We start from the raw sequence: 24,171 nt of genomic DNA on the forward strand, positions 1-24,171 counted from the left end.
CAGCAGCGAAGAAGGCTCCGGCGAAGAAGAAGGCGGCGAGCAAGAAGACCGCGAGCAAGAAGAGCACGGCGAAAAAGGCCGTCGGCTCGTCGGGGGTCCGCAAGGTGGCCACCAAGCGCACCGCCCGCTGAACCTCCCGGTCGATGGCTGCCCGTCGTCGGCTCGACGCCGAACTCCTCCGGCGTGAACTCGCTCCGAGCCGCACCGCGGCGCAAGCACTGATCGATGCCGACCGGGTGTTCGTCAACGGAGCCGTCGCCGCCAAGGCCTCCCGGCAGGTGGCCCCCGCTGACGCGATCATCGTCGATGGACCGCCTGCTCGTTTCGTCGGTCGTGGCGCCGAGAAGCTCGAACATGCTCTGGGCGAGTTCGGCATCGACGTCAGCGGACTGCGGCTGCTCGATGCGGGAGCATCCACCGGCGGGTTCACCGACTGCCTGCTCCAACGCGGGGCGGCGGAGGTCGTGGCGGTCGATGTCGGCCACGGGCAGTTGCACGAACGGCTGCGTGCCGATCGCCGGGTCAGGAACCTCGAACGACAGAACATCCGCTCGATCACCCCGGATCTGATCAGCGGCCACGTCGACGGTGCGGTCGGTGATCTGTCGTTCATCTCGCTGCGCCTCGTGATCGCCCCGATCGTTTCCGTGTGCAAACCTGGGGCCTTCATGGTGCTCCTCGTCAAACCGCAGTTCGAGGCGGGCCGGGCCGAGGTCAGCCGCGGGCGTGGGGTCGTCACGGACCCGGAGGTTCACGACCGAGTGCGCGGCGAGGTGACCGAAGCGATCGCCGACGCGGGTTGTCACGTCAAGGGCTGGACGACGTCTCCCATCACGGGCGCAGACGGCAACGTCGAGTTTCTCGTCCACATCACCGTTCCCGGACCCGTCGGGGAGCCGGCCCGATGACCGGCCCGGTGGAACTCGAACGACTGGCGGTGGTCGCACACCACGAGCGCGCCGAGGCCCGCGAGCACGCCATGGCCATCGCGGAGTGGTGCCGCGGCCGCGAGATCGACTTCTGGATCCCGTCGGTCGACGGCGACGAGCTGAGGCTGGGCGATCACGCGAGCGATCGTCCGGTCGCCGAGGCGGACGTCGTCGTCAGTCTCGGTGGAGACGGGACGATGCTGCGCAGCGTCCACCTGCTCGGTGGCCAGGCCGTGCCGTTGCTCGGAATCAACCTGGGCTCACTCGGCTACCTCACCGAGGTGGAGCCCGACTGCGTGGTCGATGCGCTCGACCGGTTCGCGCTCGGCGCGGAGGCGGGGGAATGGCACCTCGATCGGCGAATGTTGCTCGACGTCTCGGTGAACGGACAGTTGGTCGGGCGCGCCCTGAACGAAATGGTCGTCGAGAAGAACCAGTCGGGGCACACGGTACGGCTGCTCGCGCGCATCGATGGCCATCCCTTCACCCACTACGAGGCTGATGGCCTCATCGTGTCGACTCCGACCGGTTCGACTGCGTACTCGTTGTCGGCGCGCGGCCCGATCGTGTCACCGCAACATCGGGCGATCCTGCTCACCCCCGTGTCGCCACACATGCTGTTCGACCGATCGCTCGTGCTGAGCCCGGACGAAGTGGTCGAGATCGAGGTCGCGGGTCATCGCCGAGCCGACGTGGCCGTCGACGGTCAGCCGCAGAGCGTGCTGTCGCCCGGCGACGAAGTGCGCTGCAGTCCGTCGGCATCGACCGCCGATTTCGTGCGGTTCGGCACCTACCGCTACCACCAGATCCTGAAGTCCAAGTTCGGCCTCGCCGACCGCTGACCGGCCGACCACAGCGTCGGACGCAGGAGCACGCGGCCGATCAGGAGGCACTCGTGGTCTGGCGCGGTGACGGTGTCGACCGGATCCGGAGCCCGAGTGACTCGGTCTCGGTCGCGAAACCGTCGAGCCCGAGCTGGTCGAGCAGGTCGCGCGCAGCCTGATGATGCTCGGCCGCACGCGCCGATTCACCGGCGTCGACGAGTGCCGCAGCGGCGGCGAGTTCGGCCAGGGCCAGCGACCGCCGGCTTCCGCGGTCGAGTGCGTCGCGGCGCAACAGTTCGATGCGTTCGGTGAGTTCCGCACCGTCGAGTTGCTCGGCTTGGAGCAGCACCCGCTCGGCGAGTTCCACTCCGACGATGTCAGCGACCGCGCGTCCAGCCGTGGCGTCCAGCGCGACCACGACCGCCTCGGCGGTGTGACCCGACCGCAGCAGCGCATCGGCAAGCAGCGCGAGCCGGAGCGAATGCGCGAGTTGGGCTTCCGACCTCGCGTCCAGTTCGAGGCTGCGACGCAACAGGTCGAGTCCGGTCTCGGTCTGCCCGAGACCGAACCGTGCGTAACCTTCGAGCGACATCGCGAACATCCGCACGAACGGTGACACCGACGGCTCCGGGACGGTGTCGATCGCGGCGACCGATTCGAGCATCCTGTCCCATTCCCCGGTGTAGGTCTCGAGGATCGCCGCCACGATGAGCACCGACGCCTCGGTCGCCCGCTCTCCCGTTGCGCGAGTGAGCTCGATGGCCAGGTTCATCTCCGTGCGCGCCGCGGCGACGTCGCCCCTGTCGCCGAGCACGAGCGCGTGCTGACTGATCGTGTAGCAGTACACCCCGTCGAGCAGTTCGAGGTCCCATTCCCCATCGTCGGTCGTCAACTCGTCGCGGCGCACGGACATGCCGGCCTCGAAAGCAGCCAGTGCCTCGTCGAGACGCCGTTGTGTGCCGAGGATCTGGGCGAGGTGGCAACGGGCCATCGCGAGTGTCGAGGTCTGCCCAGCGCCCTCCAGAGGTCCGATGAGGGCGCGCACTCCCTCCTCGGCGACGAGCTGGTTTCCGATCGAGTGGTGGATCCAGCTGATCCAGTACGCAGCGAGCAACGCCAGCTCGAAGTTGCCGTCCCCGAGCGCCTCGTCCCGGGCAGCCGCCAGCAGTCGGGTCTGGGCGACCGACGGCTCGAACACGCACGATCGGGCCCAGCTCACCGTCAGGTGGCCGCGCTGCGCGCGCACGTCGGCGGACGATTCGAGTTTGTACGTCTCCTCGATCGCCAGGTGCAGCTGCGCTTGCGCTTCGGCGAGGGCACGTTGCTCGGTGGCCTTCGCGCCGGCTGCCGACAGATACTTGACGGCGAGGACCGGGTCGTTCGCCAACCGGTAGTGGTGGGCCAGTTCCTCCACGTTGCGCTGGGTCCGTGCGTCCTCCACCGACTGTGACGACGCGATGAAGTCCGCGATCTGGGCGTGGAGCCGGCGTCGAGCACCGATCAGCAGAGCGTCGTAGACGACCTCCTGGATCGTGACGTGGTGGAACCGACACCGGGTCCGCGAGGAACCCGTCATGGACTCGACGAACCCGAGCTGTTCCAACTCGACGACACGTTGTTCGAACTCGGCGTCGTCGACCAAGGATTCGAGGACGTCGAGGCGGAACTCACGTCCGATCACGGATGCGGCTCGCAGCATGTCGCGATGTGCGGAGGCCAGGGTGTCGACCCGACCCTGCACGACGGCCTGCACCGTGTCGGGGACCACGAGTTCGTCGGGTGAGCCCGACAGCTCCAGGCGGCCGTGAACGATGCGCGTCTTCTCCTGCATGTCGAGCGCGGTGCACAACTCCTCGACGAAGAGCGGATTGCCGAGCGTGCGTTCGAAGATCAACGCGAGCAGCGGCTCGTCCACCGACTCGCTGCGAGCGATGGCGCACGCCATGTCCCGAGTGGCGTCCAGACCGAGCGGTTCCAGTCGAAGGACGTCGTCCTCGCCCCACGAGTGTTCGTCGGGGTGTTCGTCGCGGGTGGTGACGAGGACCATCACCTGATTCGAATCCGTCGAACTCACGAGACGTCGAAGCGTTGCCCGCGATGCGTCATCGGCCCAGTGCCAGTCCTCGAGCTGGACGACCGTGGGGTGTTCACGGCCGAGTGCGACCAGCAGTTCGACGATCGCAGCCTGGAGGACATCGGGAAGTGCCTCTCCGCGCCACCCCTCCGGGAGATTCTCGACCACTCGTGCCGAGAGCAGGAACAGGTACGCAGGCGCAAACCGTTGCACCTCCTCACCAAGCCCCGCGAGCGCGATGCCGACCAACGCCTCGGTGGTCTCCGCATCGTCCCGGTCGCCCACACCGAAATGCGCGCGGAGGATCTCGACGAAGGGCAGATATGCGGTCGTGCCGCCGATTGCCTGACATCGCCCCTTGACGGTCGTGAGCCGCGGATTCTCCGTTCTCGCCCAGTCGAGGAACTCGAAGCACAACCGGCTCTTCCCACTCCCCGCCGTGCCCTGGACGACCGCAATCCTCGCCGGCGTGGTCCGTACCGCGTCGAGGACGGCGTCGAGTCGTGCCAACTCGTCGTGGCGTCCGGCGAGCGCGGTCAGCCCACGCTCGCGCGCGACATCGAAGCGGGTGATGTTCGCACGAGGCCTGATGACCCGGAACGCGTTCAGCGGTTCGACCTTGTTGCGGACCGCGTGGAGTCCCGCCGACTCCAGGTCGAAGTAGGGCGCAATCGACGTCATCGTCGATTCACCGATCACCACCTCGCCCCGGTCGGCGACGTGGAGCAAGCGCGCGGCGGTGTTGATCGCGTCACCGGTGAGGTCGTAGGTGCCGTTGCGGAGATCGCTCAGCTCGGCGACGACGAGTCCGGCGTGGACGCTCGTGTGCATCTCCAGCGGAACCTCCAGCTGTTCGTGGAGTTCGTCGGAGAGTTCGGTGACACGTGCGTGGATCGCGAGTGCTGCGTGGACTGCTCGACGAACGTCGTCCTCACCGGCCGACGGGAGGCCGAACAGTGCAACGATCTCGTCGCCGACGAACTGGTTCACGATGCCACCGTGGGACTCGACGATCGCGGTCCCGTCGCGTTTGATCGTTCCGACGACTTCGTGCACGATCTCGGGGTCGAGGGTTTCCCCCATCGCGGTGTATCCCGAGAGGTCGGACATCATGATCGCGACGTTGCGCCGCTGTCCGCCCAGACGGTCGACTCGGTCCACCGGGGCGGATCCGTCGAGGCGGGTTCCACACCCGGCGCAGAATGCTGCTTCCGGTGCCGACGAGCGTCCACACTGCCCACAGAACGTGACCGACGGGATCTTGCATCGGGGGCAGTCGGCGGCGGTGACGCCGGGTTCACCGCAGGTTGCACAGGCCATCGCCGCCTCCTCCCGCGGTGGACACTAGTGGAGACACATCACGTCATCCCCTTCCGTGTTCCGGGCGTGGGGCGCTCGGACCTCGCGCCAGACCGGTCGGGATCGTGCCGGCGGCGATCGTCTACAGTCGCCCCCTCGGGCGGACGGACGCCGCCGGACGACCACACGGATGGGAGGGTGGCGGTGGGCATGTCGACAGCACGACCGACGAGTGTCGGCAGGGTGAGTGAGATCACGAGCATCACCAAGATCCGCCAGGGCTTCGTCCAGCCGATCGAGGTGATGACGAGGCGCGAGGGCGACCATGACGTCCAGTACGTCGGGATCGACACGGCGGCGCCGCCCGTGCGCTACGTCGACAACCTCCGCATGGTGTTCGAACTCGTCAGACTCGATACGTCCAAGGGCAACTGGACGCCGCTCAACGATGTCGGCACGATCCACTTCGCGCGATGGGTGATCCTGCCCGACGACGAGCATCTTCTGTTCTGCTCGAACTTCGACGGGAGTTTCGACCAGTACATCCACGACTTCGTCTCGATCGCGAACAGCGGCGAGAAGACGCGTGACAACCCGAGCGGTGCCAAATGGATGGACATGATCTGGGGCAACTGCGTCGGCTATCCGGGCACCGCGGACTTCCAACGGTTTCTCGCGTACATCCGTGACTCGATGGTCGAGACGACACTCTTCTTCCCGACGATCGACGATGTCACGGTGCGCGACATCTCGTGGCTCCGCCAATTCCGGAAACACTTCATCGCTTTCGACGAGGCGGCTCAGGGAGTCGACCCGACGTCGTGGCCCGTCGAGCTCCGCTCCGCGTACGACGAGATGAAGGCGAAGATCAACGAGATCGACGTGACCGATGTCTGACACCAGCACGAACGAGGCCGCCGAGCTCTCGGTCCCGCTCTCCCAGGTGCAGGCCGGGATCTTCGATCCCGCAGCACCGACGTTCGAGACCCACGTCCTGCTCGAGATCTGCGACATGGCTGCGGCGCGTGCGTTCGTCGGCTCGTTGGCGAACGAGGTGACCACCGAAGCCGACGTCTCCGGAGCGGCCGGCCCGGCGACGCGTGTGAGTGTCGGGTTCACGTCGGAGGGGCTCGCTGCCCTCGGCGTCGCCGCGTCCGTGCTCGATTCGTTTCCCCGGGAGTTCCTCGACGGGATGCCGGCGCGGGCGATTGCTCTCGGCGACAACGGACCGAACGATCCGGTTGACTGGGACGCTCCGTATCGCACCGATGAGCAACACCGGCTGCACATGTGGCTGATGGTGCAGGGTGACGACTCGACGGAGGTGGAGGCACGGGTCGTCGAGGTCGTCGAACCCGCGGTCGCGGCCGGAGCGATCCGGGAACTCGGGCGCGAACACGGTCAGCAGTTCGGACCCGACCGCGCTCCGGCCAAGGAGCACTTCGGATTCAACGACAACCTGAGTCAACCCGGCGTGGCGGGTGTCGGCCAGCCGGTGTATCCCGGCCAGGGCACGCTGCAGCCCGATGGCACGTGGGATCCGATCCCCGTGGGGTGCTTTCTCCTCGGCTACGAGAACGGCTACGGGGACACTCCGCTCCATCCCAGCGACGCGACGCTGCGCAACAACGGCACCTACATGGTGCTGCGCAAACTCGAGCAGGATGTGCCGGCGTTTCGTGAGGCGGTCGCCGACACGGCCACCAGGTTCGGGATGGACGAGCAGTTGTGCGCGGCGAAGTTCGTCGGCCGTTGGCGCAGCGGTGCGCCACTCGAAATCTGCCCGGAACACGACGACCCCTCGGTTCTCGACGATCACGAGACCGCGAACTCGTTCCACTACCGCGGGCCCGACCGTGTGGGCGGTGACGCAGGTGGTCAACGCGTCCCGCGGGGCGCTCACATCCGACGGGTCAATCCGCGGGACAGCTTCACCATCCAGTCGGTCGTCGATCCGAAGAACCACCGGATCATCCGACGCTCGGCTCCTTACGGGCGCTACCTCGAAGAGGGTTCGGGACCCGACGGGGTTCGACGGGGTCTCCTGTTCCGCGCCTTCAACGCGAGCATCCTCGACCAGTTCGAGATGATCCAGTCCGAGTGGGTGAACAACTCGAACGAGAACCAGGGGGTGAGCACGGACCGCGATCCGTTCGTCGGCTCGGTCGAACCGATGGGACACCCGTCTCGGCGGAACCCGCCGAGCTTCACCATCCCGCAACCCGACGGGACGTGTCCGACGCGCTACGGACTCCCGCAGTTCGTGACAGTTCGCGGCGGCGCGTACTTCTTCGTTCCCTCGATCGACGCGCTGCGCGGGCTCGCTGTCCCGTTGCCGCCTCCTCCGGACCCGCCGCCGCCACTGCCGGCGCCGTTCCTCGCCTCGTATGAGGCGATCGCCGGGATCCCCGGGATCCAGGCGTCGCAGGTCCGCGAGCTCCAGATCAACCTCGTCCTCGGATATCAGGCGCACCTCGTCGAACTCGGCGACGAACTCCGCTCGCAGGAGACGACGAAGATCTTCGAGACGCCGATCGGATTCCTCCTGTCGACCTACGACGACATCGTCGAAGTGTTCCGCAACGACGAGGTCTTCTCGGTCAGCGGCTACGCCGAACGTCTGCAGGACGTGACCGGACCCTTCATTCTCGGGATGGACCGCGGACCGGAGTACGAATACGAGTCGTCGATCATGCACGCCGCCCTGCCGAGTTCGGGTCTCGCCGAGGTCGCCGAATGGGTCGACGACTATGCCGCACGGGTCGTGGCGCGGACGACGGTGAAGCCCGGTGTGCCGTTCGATCTCGTCGCCCCGATCGCTCAGCGGATACCGCTCGCCTACATCGACCGCTTCCTCGGCGTTCCGGGAACCAACGACCAGACCCTCATGTCCTGGCTGCAGGTGCTCGGGTTGCACGTGTTCGAGTTCTGGACACCGTACGTTCCGCCACTGCCGGGGAGGCAGAACATCAAGGCGGTGGCCACCTCGATCAGCCCGACGTTCGAGGCGTACCTCGACGGTCTGATCACCGATCGCATCGGGTCGATCGCGGCCGGGCAGCCCGTGCCCGAGGACGTGCTCACACGACTCGTCCGTCTCTCGACCACGGGCGGGCAGTCCGCGACCGAGCAGGCGATCACCTTCGATCACGTGGCGATCCGACGGAATCTCGCGGGCTTCGCGCTGGGCTCCACCGTCGCTGCGTCCACGGCGATCGTCAGCGCCGTGCAGTATCTGCTGACCGAGGGCAACGAACAGGCACTCGCGCAGACCGTCGAAGCGGCCGGTGCGGGCGACGGCGATCGGGTCCAGGAATGCATGCTCGAAGCGGCACGGCTCGGAGCGCCGTCGCCGCCGTCCGTGTTCCGCACCGCGAAGCGTGATCACGTTCTGGCCGAAGGAACCGATCGCGAGAAAAAGATCCCGGCCGGCGCGGTGGTGGCGCTCTATCCCTGCGTTGCGATGACCGATCCGAGTGCGATCGAGACGCCGAAGGAGTTCCGGCCGGGCCGTCCGTCCTCGAACTACCTGATGTTCGGAGAAGGCCAGCACAGCTGCTTCGGGACGGCGACGGCCCTGATGTTCCTCCGCTCGGCCGGTCTGCATCTCTTCGCCCTCCCCGGGCTGAAACAGGTCTCCCCGATGACGCCCGGCACGGGGACGCCCGGTGCGTACTACCCGGGCGAGTACATGCTGATCTGCGAGCCGTAGCGGCCGAACCATCGCGCGCCCGGTGTGACACCCCGCTGGTTGAATGGGCGGCGATGCTGAGCGAACTCCACATCGAGAACCTCGGGGTGATCGAACGACTCGACCTCGTGCTGGGAACCGGACTCACGGCGCTCACCGGAGAGACCGGTGCGGGAAAGACGATGCTGATCGAGGCGATCGAGCTGCTCGTCGGTGGTCGCGCCGATGCATCGATCGTGCGGCGCGGAGCGGGCGAGGCGCGCATCGAAGGCCGCTTCGTCGGTCCTGATGGCACCGAGCGGATCCTCGGTCGGGTCGTTCCCTCCGATGGTCGTTCGCGCGCCTATCTCGACGGACGGTTGGCCACGGTCACGTCGCTCGCCGAGGCAGCCAACGGCATGGTCGACCTCCACGGTCAGCACGCGCACCAGAGCCTGCTCTCCACGTCCACGCAGCGTGACGCGCTCGACCGGTTCGGAACCGTCGACCTCGAACCGCTCCGGGCAGCTCGTGCCCGGCTGACCGAGATCGACGCAGCACTCGCCGCACTGGGCGGAGACGAGCGGTTGCGTGCGCGCGAGATCGATCTGCTCCGGTTCCAGGTCGCCGAACTCGACGCGGCGGGGATCGACGACGCGAACGAGGACGACGCACTGGATGTCGAGGAATCGATGCTCGCCGATGCGGTCGGGCATCGAGATGCGGGCGCCACGGCACACGATGCGATGTCGGCCGAGGGTGGTGCACGTGACGCGGTCGGACGCGCGCTGGCGGCCCTCGACAAGCGACAGCCCTTCGAATCGGTCGTGGTGCGACTGCGCGACGTGCTCGCCGAACTCGACGACCTGATCGCGGTGACGCGTGACCTCACCGATTCGATCGACGAGTCGCCCGACCGGCTCGATGAGGTCCGCGAGCGCCGCCAACTGCTTGCCGATCTCCGTCGCAAGTACGGCGACGACCTCGAGGAGGTCATGCAGTACCACTCCGAGACGGAGGATCGCCTGCGGGAGCTGGAGTCGTACGAGGAGCGAGCCGCAGAACTGGACGCGCAGCGACGCGACGAGCTCGCAGCGGAGCGCAGCGCGGCGGTCGAGGTCGGTCGGGCGCGGCGCGCGGCCGCCGAGCCACTGGCCCGAGCTGTCGAGGAACGACTGCGGCTGCTCGCGATGCCGCACGCCGAGGTCGCCGTCGAGGTGGGTGAGCACGCCGACGACCATCCGGGTGACCGGGTGCGTTTCCTGCTGGCTGCCAACCCCGGCCTGTCGCTGCTCCCGCTCAATCGCGTGGCGTCCGGAGGCGAACTCGCACGATCGATGTTGGCGCTGCGTCTCGTCCTCGCGGGTGCCGACCTCGCCGGCTCTCGGCAGGGTGCCGACGTCGCCGACACGTTGGTCTTCGACGAGGTCGATGCGGGGATCGGGGGAGAGGCGGCACAGGCCGTCGGCGAAGCGCTGTCCGCGTTGGCCGAGCATCATCAGGTGCTCGTGGTGACGCACCTGGCACAGGTCGCGGCGCTCGCCGATGCGCAGATCTCGGTCTCGAAGGTGGTGCAGGGTGGTGCGACCTACGCCACGGCCGAGGTGCTCGAGGGTGACGACCGGGTCGACGAGATCGCGCGGATGCTCTCGGGGTCCACGAGTGCGTCGGCGCTCGATCATGCGCGGGAACTACTTGCATGAAGTTCGGTGCTAGCGTGATGTCCCGTCAACATGTCGAGACGGAGGTCTGAATGCCCAAGCACATTTTCGTGACCGGTGGCGTTGCCAGCTCCCTCGGCAAGGGGTTGACGGCGTCCTCGCTCGGGCGACTGCTCAAGCTGCGTGGGCTGCGTGTCACCCTGCAGAAGCTCGACCCCTACATCAACCTCGATCCGGGAACGATGAATCCGTTCGAGCACGGCGAGGTGTTCGTCACCGACGACGGTGGTGAGACCGATCTCGACCTCGGGCACTACGAGCGTTTCATCGACGAGAACCTCTCGCGCAACTCGAATGCCACCACCGGGTCGATCTACCAATCGGTCATGGCCGCGGAACGGCGAGGCGACTACCTCGGCAAGACCGTGCAGGTGATCCCGCACATCACCGACGAGATCAAGCACCGTGTCCAGCGCGTCGCCCAGCAGGATGTCGACGTCGTGATCACCGAAGTCGGCGGCACCGTCGGCGACATCGAGATCCTCCCGTTCCTCGAGGCGATCCGCCAGTTCCGCAACCTCGTCGGTCGGGACAACGTCTGCTACATCCACGTCACGCTCGTTCCGTTCATCGGACCGTCGGGCGAGCAGAAGACCAAGCCGACACAGCACTCGGTCACGGAACTGCGATCCCGCGGCATCCAGCCCGATGTGATCGTCTGTCGCTCGGAGGAGGCGCTCTCCGACGATCTCAAGACGAAGATCTCGAACATGTGCGACGTCGAGCGCGCTGCCGTCATCAACGCCGCCGACGCCCGCAACATCTACGAACTGCCCTTGATCTTCCACGAAGAGGGTCTCGACGACTTCGTCTGCAACGTGTTGCGGATCGACGGCGAGGTCGACCTCTCGTCGTGGCAGCGAGTCGTCGACAAGGTCGAGGCCGCCACCGATCCGGTCACGATCGGCTTGATCGGCAAGTACATCGAGCTCCCCGACGCGTACCTCTCGGTCGTCGAGAGCCTGAAACACGCCGGATTCCACCACGGCGCGAAGGTCGAGATCGAGTGGATCCAGTCCGAGAGCGTCGAAGGTCTTCTCGCCGACGGACAACTTGGCCATCTCGACGGGATCATCATCCCCGGCGGCTTCGGTCATCGTGGTGTCGAGGGCAAGATCGCCGCGGCGCGCTATGCGCGTGAGAACGCGATGCCGTGTCTCGGGATCTGCCTCGGCCTGCAAGCGATGGTGATCGACTTCGCTCGGAACGTGTCGGGACTCGCCGGAGCGAACTCGACGGAGTTCGATCCACAGACCAAGTACCCCGTCATCGACCTGATGCTCGAACAGCGCGGGATCGAGGACAAGGGTGGCACGATGCGACTCGGTGCCCACTACGCCGTGCTCGCGAACGAGTCGCAGGTGGCCAAGGCGTACGACGAGACGGTGGTCTCCGAACGGCACCGTCACCGCTACGAGTTCAACGACCGGTTCCGTGCCGCGCTCGAAACCGAGGGATTGTGGTGCTCGGGAACGTCGCCCGACAACCAACTGGTCGAGTTCATCGAGCTCCCCGGGCATCCGTTCTGGGTCGCCACGCAGGCTCACCCCGAGTTCAAGAGTCGTCCCGATCGGCCGCATCCCCTGTTCCGTGAGCTGATCGCCGCGTCGCTCGAACACCGTCGCTCCCCGCGTACCGCGACGTCCGTCGACTTGACGAGCTGATCGCCGACAATGGGAGACTTCCGTCGCCTCAGCGAATCCACCGTGCACCAGGGGTACATCTGGCACATTGCCAACGCCGAGTTCGAGGCTCCCGATGGTCGCCGGTTCGAACGTGACATCGTCCGATCGCCGGGCGCCGTGGGCATCGTCCCGCTGATCTTCGATGCCGAGGGAAACCCCTCCGTGGTCCTCGTGTCCCAGTACCGGGCTCCGTACGAGGAACTCGTGATCGAGATTCCGGCCGGCATGCGCGACATCGAGGGTGAGGACACCGCCGAGGTCGCACGACGCGAGTTGGTCGAGGAAGCCGGGCTCGACGCCGGCCAGGTCGACCTGCTGGGCGAGATCTATCCGTCGCCGGGCATGACCGATTCGGTGACCTGGATCTACCTTGCGACCGAGTGCCGGCCGGTTCCGACCGATCGGCAGGGTCCCGAGGAAGACTTCATGGAGACGCTGCACACACCGCTCGCCGACGCCCTCGAGATGATCGATCGGGGTGAGATCCGCGACGCCAAAACCGTCGCTGGGCTGTTGATGACCGACCGCCGGTTGCGTTCCTCCGACGGAAGCTGAACGGGTCTCCGCCGCTCGTGGTCGACACGTCGCTGCCGATCGAGGCCGAGGAGTTCCTGGCGTGGATGCTCGCCGAGAAGGGTCGCTCGGCCAACACACTCGCCGCGTACCGGCGTGACCTGCGCGGCTACTGCGCGTGGTTGGCCGCTCATGACGAAACGGTGCTCGACGTCGACCACGCCACGCTCGTGGCATTCGTCGCGGAGCGAAAGGCATCGGACTCCGCGACGTCCTCGATCGCGCGACAACTGGCAGCGATCCGCATGCTCCACCGGTACCTGGCGGTGGAGGGACTCCGACCGGGCGACCCGACGGCGAACCTGGAGGGTGTCAAGGTTCCGTCCGGACTACCCAAACCGTTGACCGAAGACCAGGTGACGAGCCTGATCAACGCCGTCGTCGGGAACGAACCGTTGGACCGGCGCGACCGGGCGCTGCTCGAACTGCTCTATGCGACGGGTGCCCGGATCTCGGAAACGGTCGGACTCTCGATCGGCGATCTCGATCTCCCCGGCCGTCTCGTGAGGCTGTTCGGCAAGGGATCGAAGGAGCGGATCGTCCCGTTCGGTTCGTCGGCGGGTCGCGCACTCGACGACTGGTTCTCGGTCCGCGGCCGGGCGCGGATGGTGCCCGACCGGTGGCCGCGCCGCGATGATGCGAACGCTGTCTTCCTGAACACCCGCGGCAGCCGCCTGACGCGCCAGGCAGCCTGGCTCGTCGTCAAGAAGTACGGCGAACGGGCGGGCATCACCGACGACCTCTCACCGCACGTGCTGCGGCATTCGTGTGCGACCCATCTACTCGACCACGGGGCTGATCTGCGCGTGGTCCAGGAAATGCTCGGCCACGTGTCGATCTCGACGACGCAGGTGTACACGAAGGTCAGTCAGGAACGCCTGTGGGACGTGTACCGGTCGGCGCATCCGCGGGCCACACTGGACAGGTGAGTTCCCTCGTCGACGTGATGACGCATCCGTGGCACCTGGTCCGGCGTTTCTTCACGTCGCTCCCACCGACCCCTCCGAGCGGCGAGGACGAACGCTGGGCGGAGAAGCACCTGCTCTCCTCGGAGCAGGAGCTGTTCGTGCAGTTGTCGAATCGCGATCGCCGGCACAGCATCGCGGTTGCCCGACGCTTCGACGAGGCTCGGGATGGCGCGACACGAGCCGAGATCGCCGGGGCGCTGTTGCACGACATCGGCAAGATCGAGTGCGAACTCGGCACCTTCGCGCGCGTTGTCGCCACTCTCGTCGGGCCGCGAACCGAACGGTTCCGGGCGTATCACGATCACGAGATGATCGGTGCCCGCCTGGTGAACGCGGTCGGGTCCGACCCGGCGACCGTGGAACTGGTCGCCGAAGCCGGACCCGTCTACCCGCTGCTCGAGGAGTGCGACTACTGATCACGGCGCAGTGCGCCGATTCAAGGTCGCCGGTGTCGCGAGCGGAACCGGTGCCGCCCTCGAGCGTTGCGGAACGCCCGTGAACGTTCCACGTCCGCACGGACGCGGGCGTGGCGTTCGCGGACCTCTCGCAGTTGGTACTCGGTGTTCACTTGGGGGAACATCGTCGATGTCCTTTCTCTGGTTGGGTTGGGTCTGGATCTCCCTGTCGGGGGAGCGGGTGGCGCGACATCCGGGTCCGACGGCGCCGTCGGTCCGACGGGTCGGCCAGGCGGGTCGGGCGGGGCGTCAGCGCAGCGGAGACACGACGAGACGGCGCGCTCCAGGGACGGCCGCGTACGCGGAGGTCAGACGGATTCGGCGCGAGCCGGCGTCAGCGCTGAGCCGACGGGGCGGCCGGAATGGCCATGGTGTCGGCGCAGCCGCGCATCGCGACTCCGACACCGGTGAACGGAGCCGCACCGAGCATCGTCAGCGGATCGAGTGAATCGTGCTTCTTCATGTGCGCCTCCCTTCGGTTCGTTCGAGCGTCGGTCGCTCGAGTGGAGGAAACTCTGCCCCATTCGTCGGACCCCGATCAAGCGAGTTTCCGAACCGCCACGAAATTTCTGCGGATCGTGTCGACCGGCATCACGATCCGCAGAAATTTCGGCCGACAACCGTGTGTGGGGGACTGGTCAGGTGGTGCCGAGGATCTGGTGGGTGCGGCGGAGGTTGACGACGGCGCGCAGGACCATCCAGATCAGGAGACCGCCCCAGATGCCGACGATGCCGAGCTCCGGAAACATGAGCACGATGACGGCGATCGGCGTCACGGCGACGAGGTAGGCGAGCGCGGCCCGGCCCAGGAATTCGTAGTCGCCCGCGCCGATCAGCGAACCGTCGGTCGAGAAGGCCAGCGAGCCGGGAATCATCACGACGGCGAGGATCAACAGCCCGGCGGTGGCGCGGCTGATCACGGCGGGGTCGGTCGTGAACAGCCGGGAGACCAGCGGAGCGGACAGTCCGAGCAGGACCGCCAGTCCGAATCCGATCCGGAGCGACAGGCGCGCCGACCGTTCCGCCACCTCGGTCGATCCGGTCCCGCCCTTGCCGAGTTCCTCTGCGACCAGCGTCTGCGCCGGGATGGCCAGCGCGTCGAGCGTGAGTGCGAGGAAGCTGAACATCGTCATCGTGATCGAGTACGCAGCGAGCGTCGGGTCGTCGATGCGTGCCGCGACCGCCGTCGCACCGGTGAACACCGCCATCATCGAACCGACGCGCAGCAGCAGGTGGCGCCCGGCCGACAGCAGTGGTGCCATCTCGCTCCAGCGGGGACGCCGGGTTCGAGCGGCGGCCGTGTAGGGGCGGGTGAGGCGCCACAGCACCAGGCCCGCGATCATCTGAGCGATCACAGTCGACCACGCCGCTCCGGCAACGCCCATGTCGAATCCGAACACGAGGACGACCTCGAGGATGACGTTGACGATGTTGCTCGCGACGAGCACGATCAGCGGCGACCGGTAGTCGCTCGCCCCACGCTGCGTCCCCTCGGCGGCGAGCAGAACGAGCACGAACGGCACCCCGAGCGCGGAGATCCGTAGATACGTCGTCGCGAACTCGAGGACCTCGTCGCGCGCACCGAGCAGTGAGGCGAGTGGTTCGGCGAAGACGACCAGCACCGGGACGGCGATCGCGCCGATGATCGCCGCGAGCCAGAAGGCCTGGACCCCGACATCGGCGGCGCCCGGCGTGTTTCCTGCGCCGAGCCGATTCGCGACACGTTGCGTCGTGCCGTAGGCGAGGAAGTTCGACCCGCCGATGACGAGCGTCAGGATCGCGACGGCGACGGCCACCCCACCCAGCTGCTCGGTACCGAGTCGCCCGACGATCGCGGTGTCGACCAGGCGATAGAGCGGTTCGGCGGCCAGTGCTCCCGCCGCCGGGAGCGCGAGCCGCAGGATGCGCCGATCGGTCGGATTCAGTGCCACGTCAGCATTCCGTCAGCACCGGGTCAGCGTGACAGAAGCGTCACGTCAGGCCGGCAGCATGCCGATGGCGCGATGGGTCCGCTCCAACGTGGTCGAGGCGACCTCACGCGCCTTGAGCGCACCCACCCGCAACAATCGTGCGAGCTCGCCGCGGTCGTCCATCAGCTCGTGATACCGCGTCCGGATCGGATCGAGTACCGCGAGCACGGCCTCGCCCGTGGCCACCTTGAGCGCGCCGTACTGTTCGAACTCGGCGGCGATCTCCTCGGGAGTCCGTCCGGTGACGGCGGCGTGGATCTCGAGCAGGTTGGCCACACCGGGCTTGGCTTCGCGATCGAATCGCACCGCGTCGGGACCGGTGTCGGAATCGGTGACGGCGCGCTTGAACTTCTTCATCACGACCGACGGCTCGTCGACGATCTCGACGCAACCGGCGCTGGAGTCGTCGGATTTCGACATCTTGGCCGTCGGGTTCTGCAGGCTCATCACCCGCGCGCCGGCTGCCGGCGTGACCGCCTCGGGGAGCACGAAGGTCTCCCCGAATCGATGGTTGAAGCGGATCGCGATGTCGCGGGTGATCTCGATGTGTTGACGTTGATCGTCGCCGACCGGGACCTCCGCGGTGTCGTAGAGCAGGATGTCGGCGGCCTGCAACGCGGGATAGGTGAACAACCCGGCCGAGATGAACTGGCCCTCGCGCTTGGTCGTCTTGTCCTTGAACTGGGTCATCCGGCTGAGCTCGCCGTACGCGACGTTGCACTGCATGATCCAGGCGAGCTCGCTGTGCTCGGGAACGTGACTTTGAGCGAAAACCGTGGCGACGTCGGGATCCAACCCGACCGCGAAGAGCATCGCAGCCAACGAGAGCGTGGCTTCGCCGACGACTCCGGGCTCCTCGGTGACGGTGAGCGCGTGCAGGTCGACGATCCCGTGGAAGGCATCGCACTCGTGCTGGCCACGCTCCCAGTTGCGCAGCGCACCGAGGTAGTTGCCGAGGTGCACATCGCCGGTCGGCTGGATGCAGGACAGTACGCGGGTGGTCGTGCTCACGGGTCCCGACGCTATCCGTTGCCAGAGGAGCCCGAGCGGTAGGATTGGCTCCGATGATCGATGTCGCGACGCCTGTGTACGAAGGCCCCTTCGATCTTCTCCTCCAGCTGATCCTGAAGGAACAGGTCGACATCTACGAGGTGAATCTGTCCCGGATCGTCGACGCGTATCTGCTGGAACTCGAGAAGATGCAGCAGGACGAGACGCTCGACCTCGACACGATCACGGGCTTCCTGTTGATCGCGGCGACACTCGTCGATCTGAAGGCCCGTCGGCTGTTGCCGAACCAGGCCGACATGGATCTCGACGAGGAACTCGCGCTCTGGGAGGAACGCGACCTCCTCCTCGCTCGGCTGCTCGAAGCGAAGACCTTCAAAGACGTCGCTGCCGTGTTCTCCCAGCTGGCCGACGACGCCGACCGTTCGTTCCCACGTGCGGTCGGCCCCGATGAGCGCTTCGCCGAGGTGATGCCCGATCTGCTCGAACGCACCAGCGTCACCAGCCTGCAGCGAGCGGCGATCCGTGCGCTGACCCCGAAGCCGGTTCCCGTCGTCGACCTCTTCCACGTCGACCCGATCCGGGTCACCGTGGCCGACGCGGTCGACGAACTGCTCGACGAACTTCCCCGGGCCGGCCGGATCTCGTTCCGGCGGCTCACCGCCGATCTCGCCGATCGCATCGAGGTGATCGTCCGATTCCTCGCCGTGCTCGAACTGTTCAAGCAGGGCGTGGTCGAGGTGGAACAGCCCGATCGTTTCGGTGACATCGAGGTCGTGTGGGCACCCGGCGAGGGTGTCGACACCGAATCGATCCTGATCGACGTCTACGACGGCTGACGATCATGACCGACGAGTTCATCGACGACAACGAACGCGCGACGCGGATCGCCGGGTACAAGCGCGCCATCGAGGCGATCGTGATGGTGTCCCACGATCCGGTGCCCCACGAGCTGCTCGCGCAGTTGCTCGAACAGCCGACGGCGTTGATCGAGCAATGGTGCGACGAGCTTGCCGCGGGATATGCCGAAGCGGAACACGGTTTCGAACTCACCCGTGTCGCTGGCGGAGTCAGGTACCAGACCGCGGCCGACCTCACTCCGTACGTCGAACGGTTCCTGCTCCACGACCAGCGCGCCCGGCTGTCGGGAGCCGCACTGGAGACGTTGGCGATCGTCGCGTACAAGCAGCCGATCTCACGCGCTCAGGTCGCAGCGATCCGCGGGGTGGACCCAGACGGTGTGTTGCGGACGCTGCAAGCACGCGGGTACATCGACGAGATCGCGCGCGACGAGGGGCCGGGCCAGGCGATTCTGTTCGGCACCACGTCCACCTTCCTCGAGAAGCTCGGTCTGGAGTCGGTGGACGATCTGCCGGCGATCGCCGAGTTCATTCCCGGTCCGGACGTGGTCGAGGTCCTCGAACACGGGTTGCGGGTCACTCCCGAGATCGATGTGTCGACGGCGACCGACTCCGCAACGGACACGGCGACCGACACCGGGCCCGATGCCTGATCGCGTGCCCGAGAAGCCGTTGTGGGAGCAGCAGGCCGAAGCCAGCGCACAGCTCCCACAGGGAGAACGGCTCCAGAAGGTCCTCGCGGCGGTGGGATTCGGCAGCCGCCGCACCTGTGAGGACCTGATCGCAGCCGGACGGGTCACCGTCAACGGCGAGGTGGCCATCCTGGGGCGCCGGGTCCAGCCGGACGACGATCTGGTCGAGGTCGACGGCGCGCCGATCGGCGTCAAACCCGGGCTCGTCTACTACCTGCTCAACAAACCGGCGGGTGTGATCACGACCAGCTCGGACACCCACGGGCGCCCCACCGTGCTCGAGATCGTTCCGGCCGAGCCGCGTGTCTTCGCGATCGGTCGCCTCGACCTCGAGACCGAGGGTCTGCTGCTGATCACCAACGACGGCGAACTCGCGAACCGCATCGCCCATCCCAGCCACGGGGTCGACAAGGAGTACCTCGCCGAGGTCGGCGGTGGAAACGTGTCGGCGGGCAAGATCCGACAACTGCGCGAGGGGGTCGAGCTGGACGACGGTCGCACCGCGCCGGCCAAGGTCTCCCAACCCGAACCCGGCGTGCTGCGGATCGTGATCCACGAGGGCAAGAACCGCCAGGTGCGGCGGATGTGCGACGCGATCGGTCACCCCGTCAACCGACTCGTCCGGACCCGAATCGGTCCGATCACGGACCGCAGCCTGCAGCCGGGTGAGTGGCGCGAGTGGACCACCGACGAACGCAACGCGATGGTCGAAGCGGTCGCCAGTACGATCGCCCGCCGTGACTGAGCCCCGCACCGCCAACGTCATCGGGCTCGGCCTGATCGGCGGGTCGATCGCCGCGGCGTTGCGCGCCCGGAAATGGCGTGTCGCCGGGGTCGACGACGACGAGGCGGTCTCCGAGTCGGCGAAGGATCGCGAGCTCATCGACTCCGTCGGCCTCGATCCTGCGGCGACGATCACATTCGTCGCGGTTCCGGTGTTGCGCGGCACCGACGCGGTTCGCGATGCGCTGCGTGAAACCACAGGAATCGTCACCGATGTCGGCAGCGTCAAGGGGCCGATCTGTGCAGCGATCACCGACTCACGTTTCGTGGGCGGTCATCCGATGGCGGGCAGCGAGCGCAACGGTCTCGACGGGGCTGACGCGAACTTGTTCGACGGTGCGATCTGGGTGCTCACCCCGGACGACGACGCCGACGACCTGGTCTTCGCCCGCCTGACGGCCATCGTGTCCGAACTCGGAGCCGAAGTGCTCGCGCTCACGCCGGACCGGCACGACGATGTGGTCTCCGTGATCAGCCACGTCCCGCACCTGACCGCCGCGTCCTTGATGGGTTTGGCGGCGGATCGCTCGATCGAACACGCGGCGCTGTTGCGGCTGGCGGCCGGCGGGTTCCGCGACATGACGCGCGTGGCGAGTGGGCGGCCCGACATCTGGCTCGACATCTGTGAGGAGAATCGCACGGCGATCGTGTCGTCGCTGACGCACCTGATCGACGAACTCACCGAGGTCCGCACGGAGATCGACGAGGGCAAGCGGTCCGAGCTCCGCGACCGGCTCGATCGGGCACGTCACGAGCGGGCCAACCTGCCCAGCCGGGTGGTCCACCCCGAGAACCTCGCCGAGGTCCGGATCCCGATTCCCGACCGGGCGGGAGCGGCAGCCGAGGTCTTCGTCCTCGCAGCCGACCTCAGCGTCAACATCGCGAACTTCGAAGTCGTGCACGCGGCCGAGCGCAACCTCGGCGTCGCTGTCGTTCTGATCGATCAAGCCCACGTCGAGGTGTTCCGGGGTGGATTGATCGCGCGCGGATTCCGCCCGTCGGTCCAGGCGCTCACATGACGGGCGACTCCAGCACGGTGCAGACGGTGCGGCTGGCCGAGGGTCCCGTCATCGCCGAGGTGACCGTCCCGCCGTCGAAGAGCATCGCGAATCGCGCGTTGATCTGTGCGGCGCTCGCCGGAGGTGAGTCCGAGATCGTCGGGCTCGCGCCGGGCGACGACACCAACGCGATGGTCGATTGTCTCGATCGCCTGGGGATTCCGGTCGACGTGTCCGACGAGGACGGTCTGTCGACGGGCTCGGTGACCGGAACGGGTGGAGCGCTGTTGCGCGGCCCGATCACCCTCGACACGCGGCTCGCCGGAACCACGTCGCGTTTCGTGACGGCGCTTGCTGCGCTCGGACCAGGGCCGTATCTGATCGACGGAGCCGAGCCGTTGCGGGCACGTCCGATGGGCCCCTTGCACGACTCGCTCCACGCCCTCGGCGCCCGCGTCGAGCCGGGTGAGGACTGGGGGCACCTTCCCGTCACGATCTCCGGTCCGGCCGGCGGAGCAGACGCGATCGTGATGCCCGGTGACGTGTCGAGCCAATACGTGACGGCGTTGATGCTGATCGCCCCGCTGATCCGCGACGGGCTGTCGCTCGGGCTCTCGACCGACCTCGTGAGTCGTCCGTACGTGGAGATCACCAAATCGGTGATGGAGTCCTTCGGGGCCACCGACATCCACATCGCGCACCGTCACGTCACGGTCGCCGAGAGCGGCTACGAGCCAACCCGCTACCAGGTGGAACCCGACGCCTCGTCCGCGAGCTACCCGTTGGCGGCCGCGGCGGTCGTCGGCGGGGCCGTGACCGTGAAAGGTCTCGGTGAGTCGTCGTTGCAGGGCGATGCCGCATTCAGTGGCGTGCTCGAACAGATGGGCTGCATCGTCACTTCCGGACCGACGTCCACCGTGGTGATGCGCCGCCGCGACAGTCCGCTGCACGGCATCGACATCGACATGGCGCACATCTCCGACCTCGTGCCGACGCTTGCCGTGGTCGCCACCCAGGCGACGACACCGACCCGGATCCGTGGTGTCGGGTTCATCCGGGAGAAGGAGAGCGATCGGCTCGGTGACCTCGCGGCCGAACTCCACAAGCTCGGCGCCGACATCACGGTGGAGGACGACGGGCTGACGATCAACCCGACCGACGTGTTGCGGGGCGCGCGGCTCGACACGCACCACGATCACCGCCTCGCGATGTCGTTCGGTTTGCTCGGACTCGTGGTGAGCGGCTTGGAGATCGCCGACCCCGAGGTGGTCACGAAGAGCTGGCCGACGTACTGGGACGCGCTGGACGCGATCCCCGCGAGGCGCGCGTGACCGTGCGCACCCGGACGACCGTCGCGGCCTTCGACGTGGACGGAACGATCACCGATCGCGACTGCGTGGTCCCGTTCATGCGACGTGTCACGGGCACCCGCCGGATCGCAGGACGCCTCGTTGCACGACCCGACCGAATGGTTCCGGTGCTGGCCCGTCGCGATCGTGATCAGTTGAAGGCATTGGCAGCGGCCGCAGCGTTTCGCGGACGCCGCATCGACGACCTGAGCGCGATCGGCGTCACCTTCGCCCGGTTCGTGCACGAGCACTGGTTGCGGCCGGACACGGTCGCCCTGCTCGATCAGCATCGCGAGGCGGGTGACCGAGTCGTCCTCGTGTCTGCGTCGTTCGAGATCTACCTCCGACCGCTCGGAGAGTTGCTGGGAGTCGACGACGTGCTCGCGACCCGATTGATGTCCCGAGACGGTGTGGCGACCGGTGCGCTGGACGGGCCGAACTGTCGGGGGCCCGAGAAGGTCCGCCGACTCCACCGGTGGCTCGACGGCACGTTCGCTCGTGGCGACACGTCGACGAGCGCTGGAACGAGCGACGACGGGATCGGCCGTGCCTACGCTCGCGTCGTGGCCTATGGCGACTCGGCAGGGGATCGCGAGCTGCTCGGCGACGCTGACGAAGCGCACTGGATGCAACGACCGCGCTCGCCGAAACGTGACGGACGTCGGGGCAGCGAGCACACGGGAGGCGGCGCGTGATCGGCCCGCTGATCAAGGAGATGCGACCCAAGCAGTGGCTGAAGAACGTGCTCGTCTTCGCTGCTCCCGGCGCGGCCGGAGTACTCGACGAGCCGAGCGACCTCGTCGCGACGGTGCTCGCGTTCGTGGCGTTCTGCTTCGCGGCGAGCGGCATCTACATCTGGAACGACCTCAACGACATCGAGGCGGACCGGGTCCACCCGACCAAACGCCATCGGCCGATACCGGCCGGCACGCTGTCGATTCCGGTCGCGCGGGCCGCGGGAGTCGTCCTGCCGATCGCGGCCCTCGCGGTCGCTGCAGCGACCGGGAGGTGGGAGACGGTGGCGATCGTCGCCGTCTACATCGCGATCACGCTCTGCTACACGTTCTGGCTGAAGGAGGTCGAGATCATCGACCTGCTGGCGGTTGCCTCCGGCTTCGTGCTGCGCGCCGCCGGCGGCGCGGTCGCCGTCGACGTACCGATGTCGCGGTGGTTCATCCTGTGCGTCACCTTCGGCTCACTGTTCATCGTGGTCGGCAAGCGCTACGCCGAACTGCAAGAGGTCGGAATCGGCGCCGGAACCCGCTCCACGCTCGATGTCTACACGCCCGGATTCCTGCGGATGTTGCTGTCGGTCAGCCTGGGTGGCGCACTCATCAGCTATTGCGTGTGGGCTTTCGAGACCGCGGTCGGAACCGACTTCCCGTTCTATGAACTGTCGGTGGTCCCGATGATCGCCGCCCTGTTCCGGTATCTCCTCGTGCTCGAACGCGGTCAGGGGTCGGCACCCGAGGAAGTCTTCGCGAGCGACCGTGTCCTGCAGCTCGCAGGGGTCGCATGGATCATCATCTACGGGGTGGCGGTGTACACAGCATGACGGACCGAACCAACGATCAACGACCGGATCTCCCGGCGGCCATGGAAGCGGTTGCCGAGGTGGAGGGCTGGATGAGTCCCGGTCAGGGGGCCACGCTCTACGACGCAGCGACGAGGTGCCCGCCCGATGGACTGATCGTCGAGATCGGGAGCTTTCGCGGGCGCTCCACGATCGTGCTCGCCACGGCCGCTGCCCCGTCGGTGCGGATCGTGGCGATCGACCCGCACGCCGGGAACGACCGGGGCCCACAGGAGATCGAGGGGTTCGAGGTCGACGCGGCCGACGACCACGCGGTGTTCACGGCCAATCTGGAGCGCGCGGGGGTCGCTGCCCGCGTCGAGCACGTCCGTGCCTTCTCCGACGCCGCTCTCGACACCGTCGAGGGGCGCCCCGACCTGCTGTACATCGACGGCGCACACCGCTACGGGCCGGCCTTGGCGGACATTCGGGCCTGGGGCGACCGGGTCGCCGATGGCGGCACGATGCTGATCCACGACTCGTTCTCGTCGATCGGCGTCACCTTCGCGATCCTGCGTGCGCTCGTTCCGGGCGGCCGGTTCCGCTACGTCGGCCGCTCCCGGTCGATGACGATCTACCGCGCCGACCTCGGCGGCGGACTCGGCGCCCGGTCGACGAACGCCGCTCGCCAACTCGCACAGCTTCCGTGGTTCGTGAAGAACGTGACGCTGAAGGTCCTGATCTCGGCCAAACTCGTTCGCCGCGAGTGGCCCTACTGACGCTGATCGACGCCAGTAGCC

General features: G+C 67.2%; 21 protein-coding genes. 17 read left to right on the plus strand and 4 right to left on the minus strand.

What is annotated here, in order from left to right; translation table 11 throughout:
* The first annotated feature begins 143 nt into the window (after positions 1-143).
* Both ON45_RS07190 and ON45_RS07195 read left to right on the plus strand, forming a co-directional pair.
* Positions 144-908 carry a TlyA family RNA methyltransferase gene (locus ON45_RS07190; protein WP_040492968.1) on the plus strand — a complete coding sequence of 255 codons (765 nt, stop codon included), beginning with the start codon at positions 144-146 and terminating at the stop codon, positions 906-908.
* Positions 905-1,771, plus strand: a complete 867-nt coding sequence (locus ON45_RS07195) for an NAD(+)/NADH kinase (RefSeq protein WP_051062664.1) — start codon at positions 905-907, stop codon at positions 1,769-1,771. Before ON45_RS07190 ends, ON45_RS07195 begins: the two co-directional genes overlap by 4 nt.
* Positions 1,772-1,811: 40 nt before the next feature.
* Here the strand turns inward: ON45_RS07195 and ON45_RS07200 are convergent, their stop codons facing one another.
* Positions 1,812-5,147 (minus strand): adenylate/guanylate cyclase domain-containing protein, encoded by a 3,336-nt coding sequence (locus tag ON45_RS07200; RefSeq protein ID WP_083914556.1) that lies wholly within the window; start codon positions 5,145-5,147, stop codon positions 1,812-1,814.
* A 222-nt stretch (positions 5,148-5,369) separates the two neighbouring features.
* Here ON45_RS07200 and ON45_RS07205 point away from each other — a divergent pair, with 222 nt between their 5' ends.
* From ON45_RS07205 to ON45_RS07235, 7 genes are read left to right on the plus strand one after another with little or no spacing between them, the layout of a single operon-like run.
* Positions 5,370-6,023, plus strand: a complete 654-nt coding sequence (locus tag ON45_RS07205; protein WP_148288566.1) for a hypothetical protein — start codon at positions 5,370-5,372, stop codon at positions 6,021-6,023.
* Positions 6,016-8,838 carry a cytochrome P450 gene (locus ON45_RS21220; RefSeq protein ID WP_051062666.1) on the plus strand — a complete coding sequence of 941 codons (2,823 nt, stop codon included), beginning with the start codon at positions 6,016-6,018 and terminating at the stop codon, positions 8,836-8,838. The genes ON45_RS07205 and ON45_RS21220 overlap by 8 nt, the downstream gene beginning before the upstream one ends.
* Positions 8,839-8,891: 53 nt before the next feature.
* Positions 8,892-10,499 (plus strand): DNA repair protein RecN, encoded by a 1,608-nt coding sequence (gene recN / locus ON45_RS07215; RefSeq protein ID WP_040492971.1) that lies wholly within the window; start codon positions 8,892-8,894, stop codon positions 10,497-10,499.
* Between the two features lie 50 nt (positions 10,500-10,549).
* Entirely contained in the window at positions 10,550-12,181 is a 1,632-nt protein-coding gene (gene pyrG, locus ON45_RS07220; RefSeq protein WP_040492972.1) for a CTP synthase, read from the plus strand.
* Between the two features lie 9 nt (positions 12,182-12,190).
* Positions 12,191-12,757 (plus strand): NUDIX hydrolase, encoded by a 567-nt coding sequence (locus ON45_RS07225; protein WP_051062669.1) that lies wholly within the window; start codon positions 12,191-12,193, stop codon positions 12,755-12,757.
* A 17-nt stretch (positions 12,758-12,774) separates the two neighbouring features.
* The gene (xerD, locus tag ON45_RS07230) at positions 12,775-13,704 is read left to right on the plus strand and encodes a site-specific tyrosine recombinase XerD (protein ID WP_206537660.1); all 930 of its coding nucleotides are present in this window, start codon (positions 12,775-12,777) and stop codon (positions 13,702-13,704) included.
* Positions 13,701-14,159 carry an HD domain-containing protein gene (locus ON45_RS07235; protein ID WP_040492973.1) on the plus strand — a complete coding sequence of 153 codons (459 nt, stop codon included), beginning with the start codon at positions 13,701-13,703 and terminating at the stop codon, positions 14,157-14,159. Before xerD ends, ON45_RS07235 begins: the two co-directional genes overlap by 4 nt.
* Positions 14,160-14,532: 373 nt before the next feature.
* Here ON45_RS07235 and ON45_RS23880 read toward each other — a convergent pair whose 3' ends face one another.
* From ON45_RS23880 to trpS, 3 genes are all read right to left on the minus strand, one after another.
* Positions 14,533-14,661 carry a hypothetical protein gene (locus ON45_RS23880; protein WP_277619166.1) on the minus strand — a complete coding sequence of 43 codons (129 nt, stop codon included), beginning with the start codon at positions 14,659-14,661 and terminating at the stop codon, positions 14,533-14,535.
* A 175-nt stretch (positions 14,662-14,836) separates the two neighbouring features.
* A complete protein-coding gene (locus ON45_RS07240; protein WP_040492974.1) occupies positions 14,837-16,129 on the minus strand; it encodes an MATE family efflux transporter in 1,293 nt (430 codons plus the stop codon).
* A 45-nt stretch (positions 16,130-16,174) separates the two neighbouring features.
* A complete protein-coding gene (gene trpS, locus ON45_RS07245; protein ID WP_085946517.1) occupies positions 16,175-17,179 on the minus strand; it encodes a tryptophan--tRNA ligase in 1,005 nt (334 codons plus the stop codon).
* Positions 17,180-17,232: 53 nt separating this feature from the next.
* Between trpS and ON45_RS07250 the strand changes: the two genes are divergently transcribed.
* From ON45_RS07250 to ON45_RS07285, 8 genes are read left to right on the plus strand one after another with little or no spacing between them, the layout of a single operon-like run.
* Positions 17,233-18,015 (plus strand): segregation and condensation protein A, encoded by a 783-nt coding sequence (locus ON45_RS07250; RefSeq protein ID WP_040492975.1) that lies wholly within the window; start codon positions 17,233-17,235, stop codon positions 18,013-18,015.
* A gap of 5 nt (positions 18,016-18,020) precedes the next feature.
* Entirely contained in the window at positions 18,021-18,689 is a 669-nt protein-coding gene (gene scpB / locus ON45_RS07255) for an SMC-Scp complex subunit ScpB (RefSeq protein WP_083914558.1), read from the plus strand.
* Entirely contained in the window at positions 18,682-19,473 is a 792-nt protein-coding gene (locus tag ON45_RS07260) for a pseudouridine synthase (protein ID WP_083914559.1), read from the plus strand. The genes scpB and ON45_RS07260 overlap by 8 nt, the downstream gene beginning before the upstream one ends.
* Positions 19,466-20,530, plus strand: a complete 1,065-nt coding sequence (locus ON45_RS07265; protein WP_040492976.1) for a prephenate dehydrogenase — start codon at positions 19,466-19,468, stop codon at positions 20,528-20,530. Before ON45_RS07260 ends, ON45_RS07265 begins: the two co-directional genes overlap by 8 nt.
* Positions 20,527-21,840, plus strand: coding sequence for a 3-phosphoshikimate 1-carboxyvinyltransferase (gene aroA, locus ON45_RS07270; protein WP_040492977.1), 1,314 nt, complete (start codon positions 20,527-20,529; stop codon positions 21,838-21,840). The genes ON45_RS07265 and aroA overlap by 4 nt, the downstream gene beginning before the upstream one ends.
* Positions 21,837-22,553 carry an HAD family hydrolase gene (locus ON45_RS07275; protein ID WP_051062671.1) on the plus strand — a complete coding sequence of 239 codons (717 nt, stop codon included), beginning with the start codon at positions 21,837-21,839 and terminating at the stop codon, positions 22,551-22,553. Before aroA ends, ON45_RS07275 begins: the two co-directional genes overlap by 4 nt.
* On the plus strand, positions 22,550-23,413 hold the full coding sequence (locus ON45_RS07280; RefSeq protein WP_051062673.1) for a decaprenyl-phosphate phosphoribosyltransferase: 864 nt from the start codon (positions 22,550-22,552) through the stop codon (positions 23,411-23,413). The genes ON45_RS07275 and ON45_RS07280 overlap by 4 nt, the downstream gene beginning before the upstream one ends.
* Positions 23,410-24,150: a class I SAM-dependent methyltransferase gene (locus ON45_RS07285; RefSeq protein WP_241432167.1), complete on the plus strand. Its 741-nt coding sequence runs from the start codon at positions 23,410-23,412 to the stop codon at positions 24,148-24,150. Before ON45_RS07280 ends, ON45_RS07285 begins: the two co-directional genes overlap by 4 nt.
* The last annotated feature ends 21 nt before the right edge of the window (positions 24,151-24,171 follow it).

This window comes from Ilumatobacter nonamiensis YM16-303 (assembly GCF_000350145.1).
In the GTDB taxonomy this organism is placed as follows: Bacteria; Actinomycetota; Acidimicrobiia; order Acidimicrobiales; family Ilumatobacteraceae; genus Ilumatobacter_A; species Ilumatobacter_A nonamiensis.

Bases quoted from the DNA above. Each gene is read 5' to 3' on its own strand.
- ON45_RS07190 (WP_040492968.1), top strand. From the start codon at position 144: ATGGCTGCCCGTCGTCGGCTCGACGCCGAACTCCTCCGGCGTGAACTC.
- ON45_RS07195 (WP_051062664.1), top strand. From the start codon at position 905: ATGACCGGCCCGGTGGAACTCGAACGACTGGCGGTGGTCGCACACCAC.
- ON45_RS07200 (WP_083914556.1), bottom strand. From the start codon at position 5,147: ATGGCCTGTGCAACCTGCGGTGAACCCGGCGTCACCGCCGCCGACTGC.
- ON45_RS21220 (WP_051062666.1), top strand. From the start codon at position 6,016: ATGTCTGACACCAGCACGAACGAGGCCGCCGAGCTCTCGGTCCCGCTC.
- recN (WP_040492971.1), top strand. From the start codon at position 8,892: ATGCTGAGCGAACTCCACATCGAGAACCTCGGGGTGATCGAACGACTC.
- pyrG (WP_040492972.1), top strand. From the start codon at position 10,550: ATGCCCAAGCACATTTTCGTGACCGGTGGCGTTGCCAGCTCCCTCGGC.
- ON45_RS07225 (WP_051062669.1), top strand. From the start codon at position 12,191: ATGGGAGACTTCCGTCGCCTCAGCGAATCCACCGTGCACCAGGGGTAC.
- ON45_RS23880 (WP_277619166.1), bottom strand. From the start codon at position 14,661: ATGAAGAAGCACGATTCACTCGATCCGCTGACGATGCTCGGTGCGGCT.
- ON45_RS07250 (WP_040492975.1), top strand. From the start codon at position 17,233: ATGATCGATGTCGCGACGCCTGTGTACGAAGGCCCCTTCGATCTTCTC.
- scpB (WP_083914558.1), top strand. From the start codon at position 18,021: ATGACCGACGAGTTCATCGACGACAACGAACGCGCGACGCGGATCGCC.
- ON45_RS07260 (WP_083914559.1), top strand. From the start codon at position 18,682: ATGCCTGATCGCGTGCCCGAGAAGCCGTTGTGGGAGCAGCAGGCCGAA.
- aroA (WP_040492977.1), top strand. From the start codon at position 20,527: ATGACGGGCGACTCCAGCACGGTGCAGACGGTGCGGCTGGCCGAGGGT.
- ON45_RS07285 (WP_241432167.1), top strand. From the start codon at position 23,410: ATGACGGACCGAACCAACGATCAACGACCGGATCTCCCGGCGGCCATG.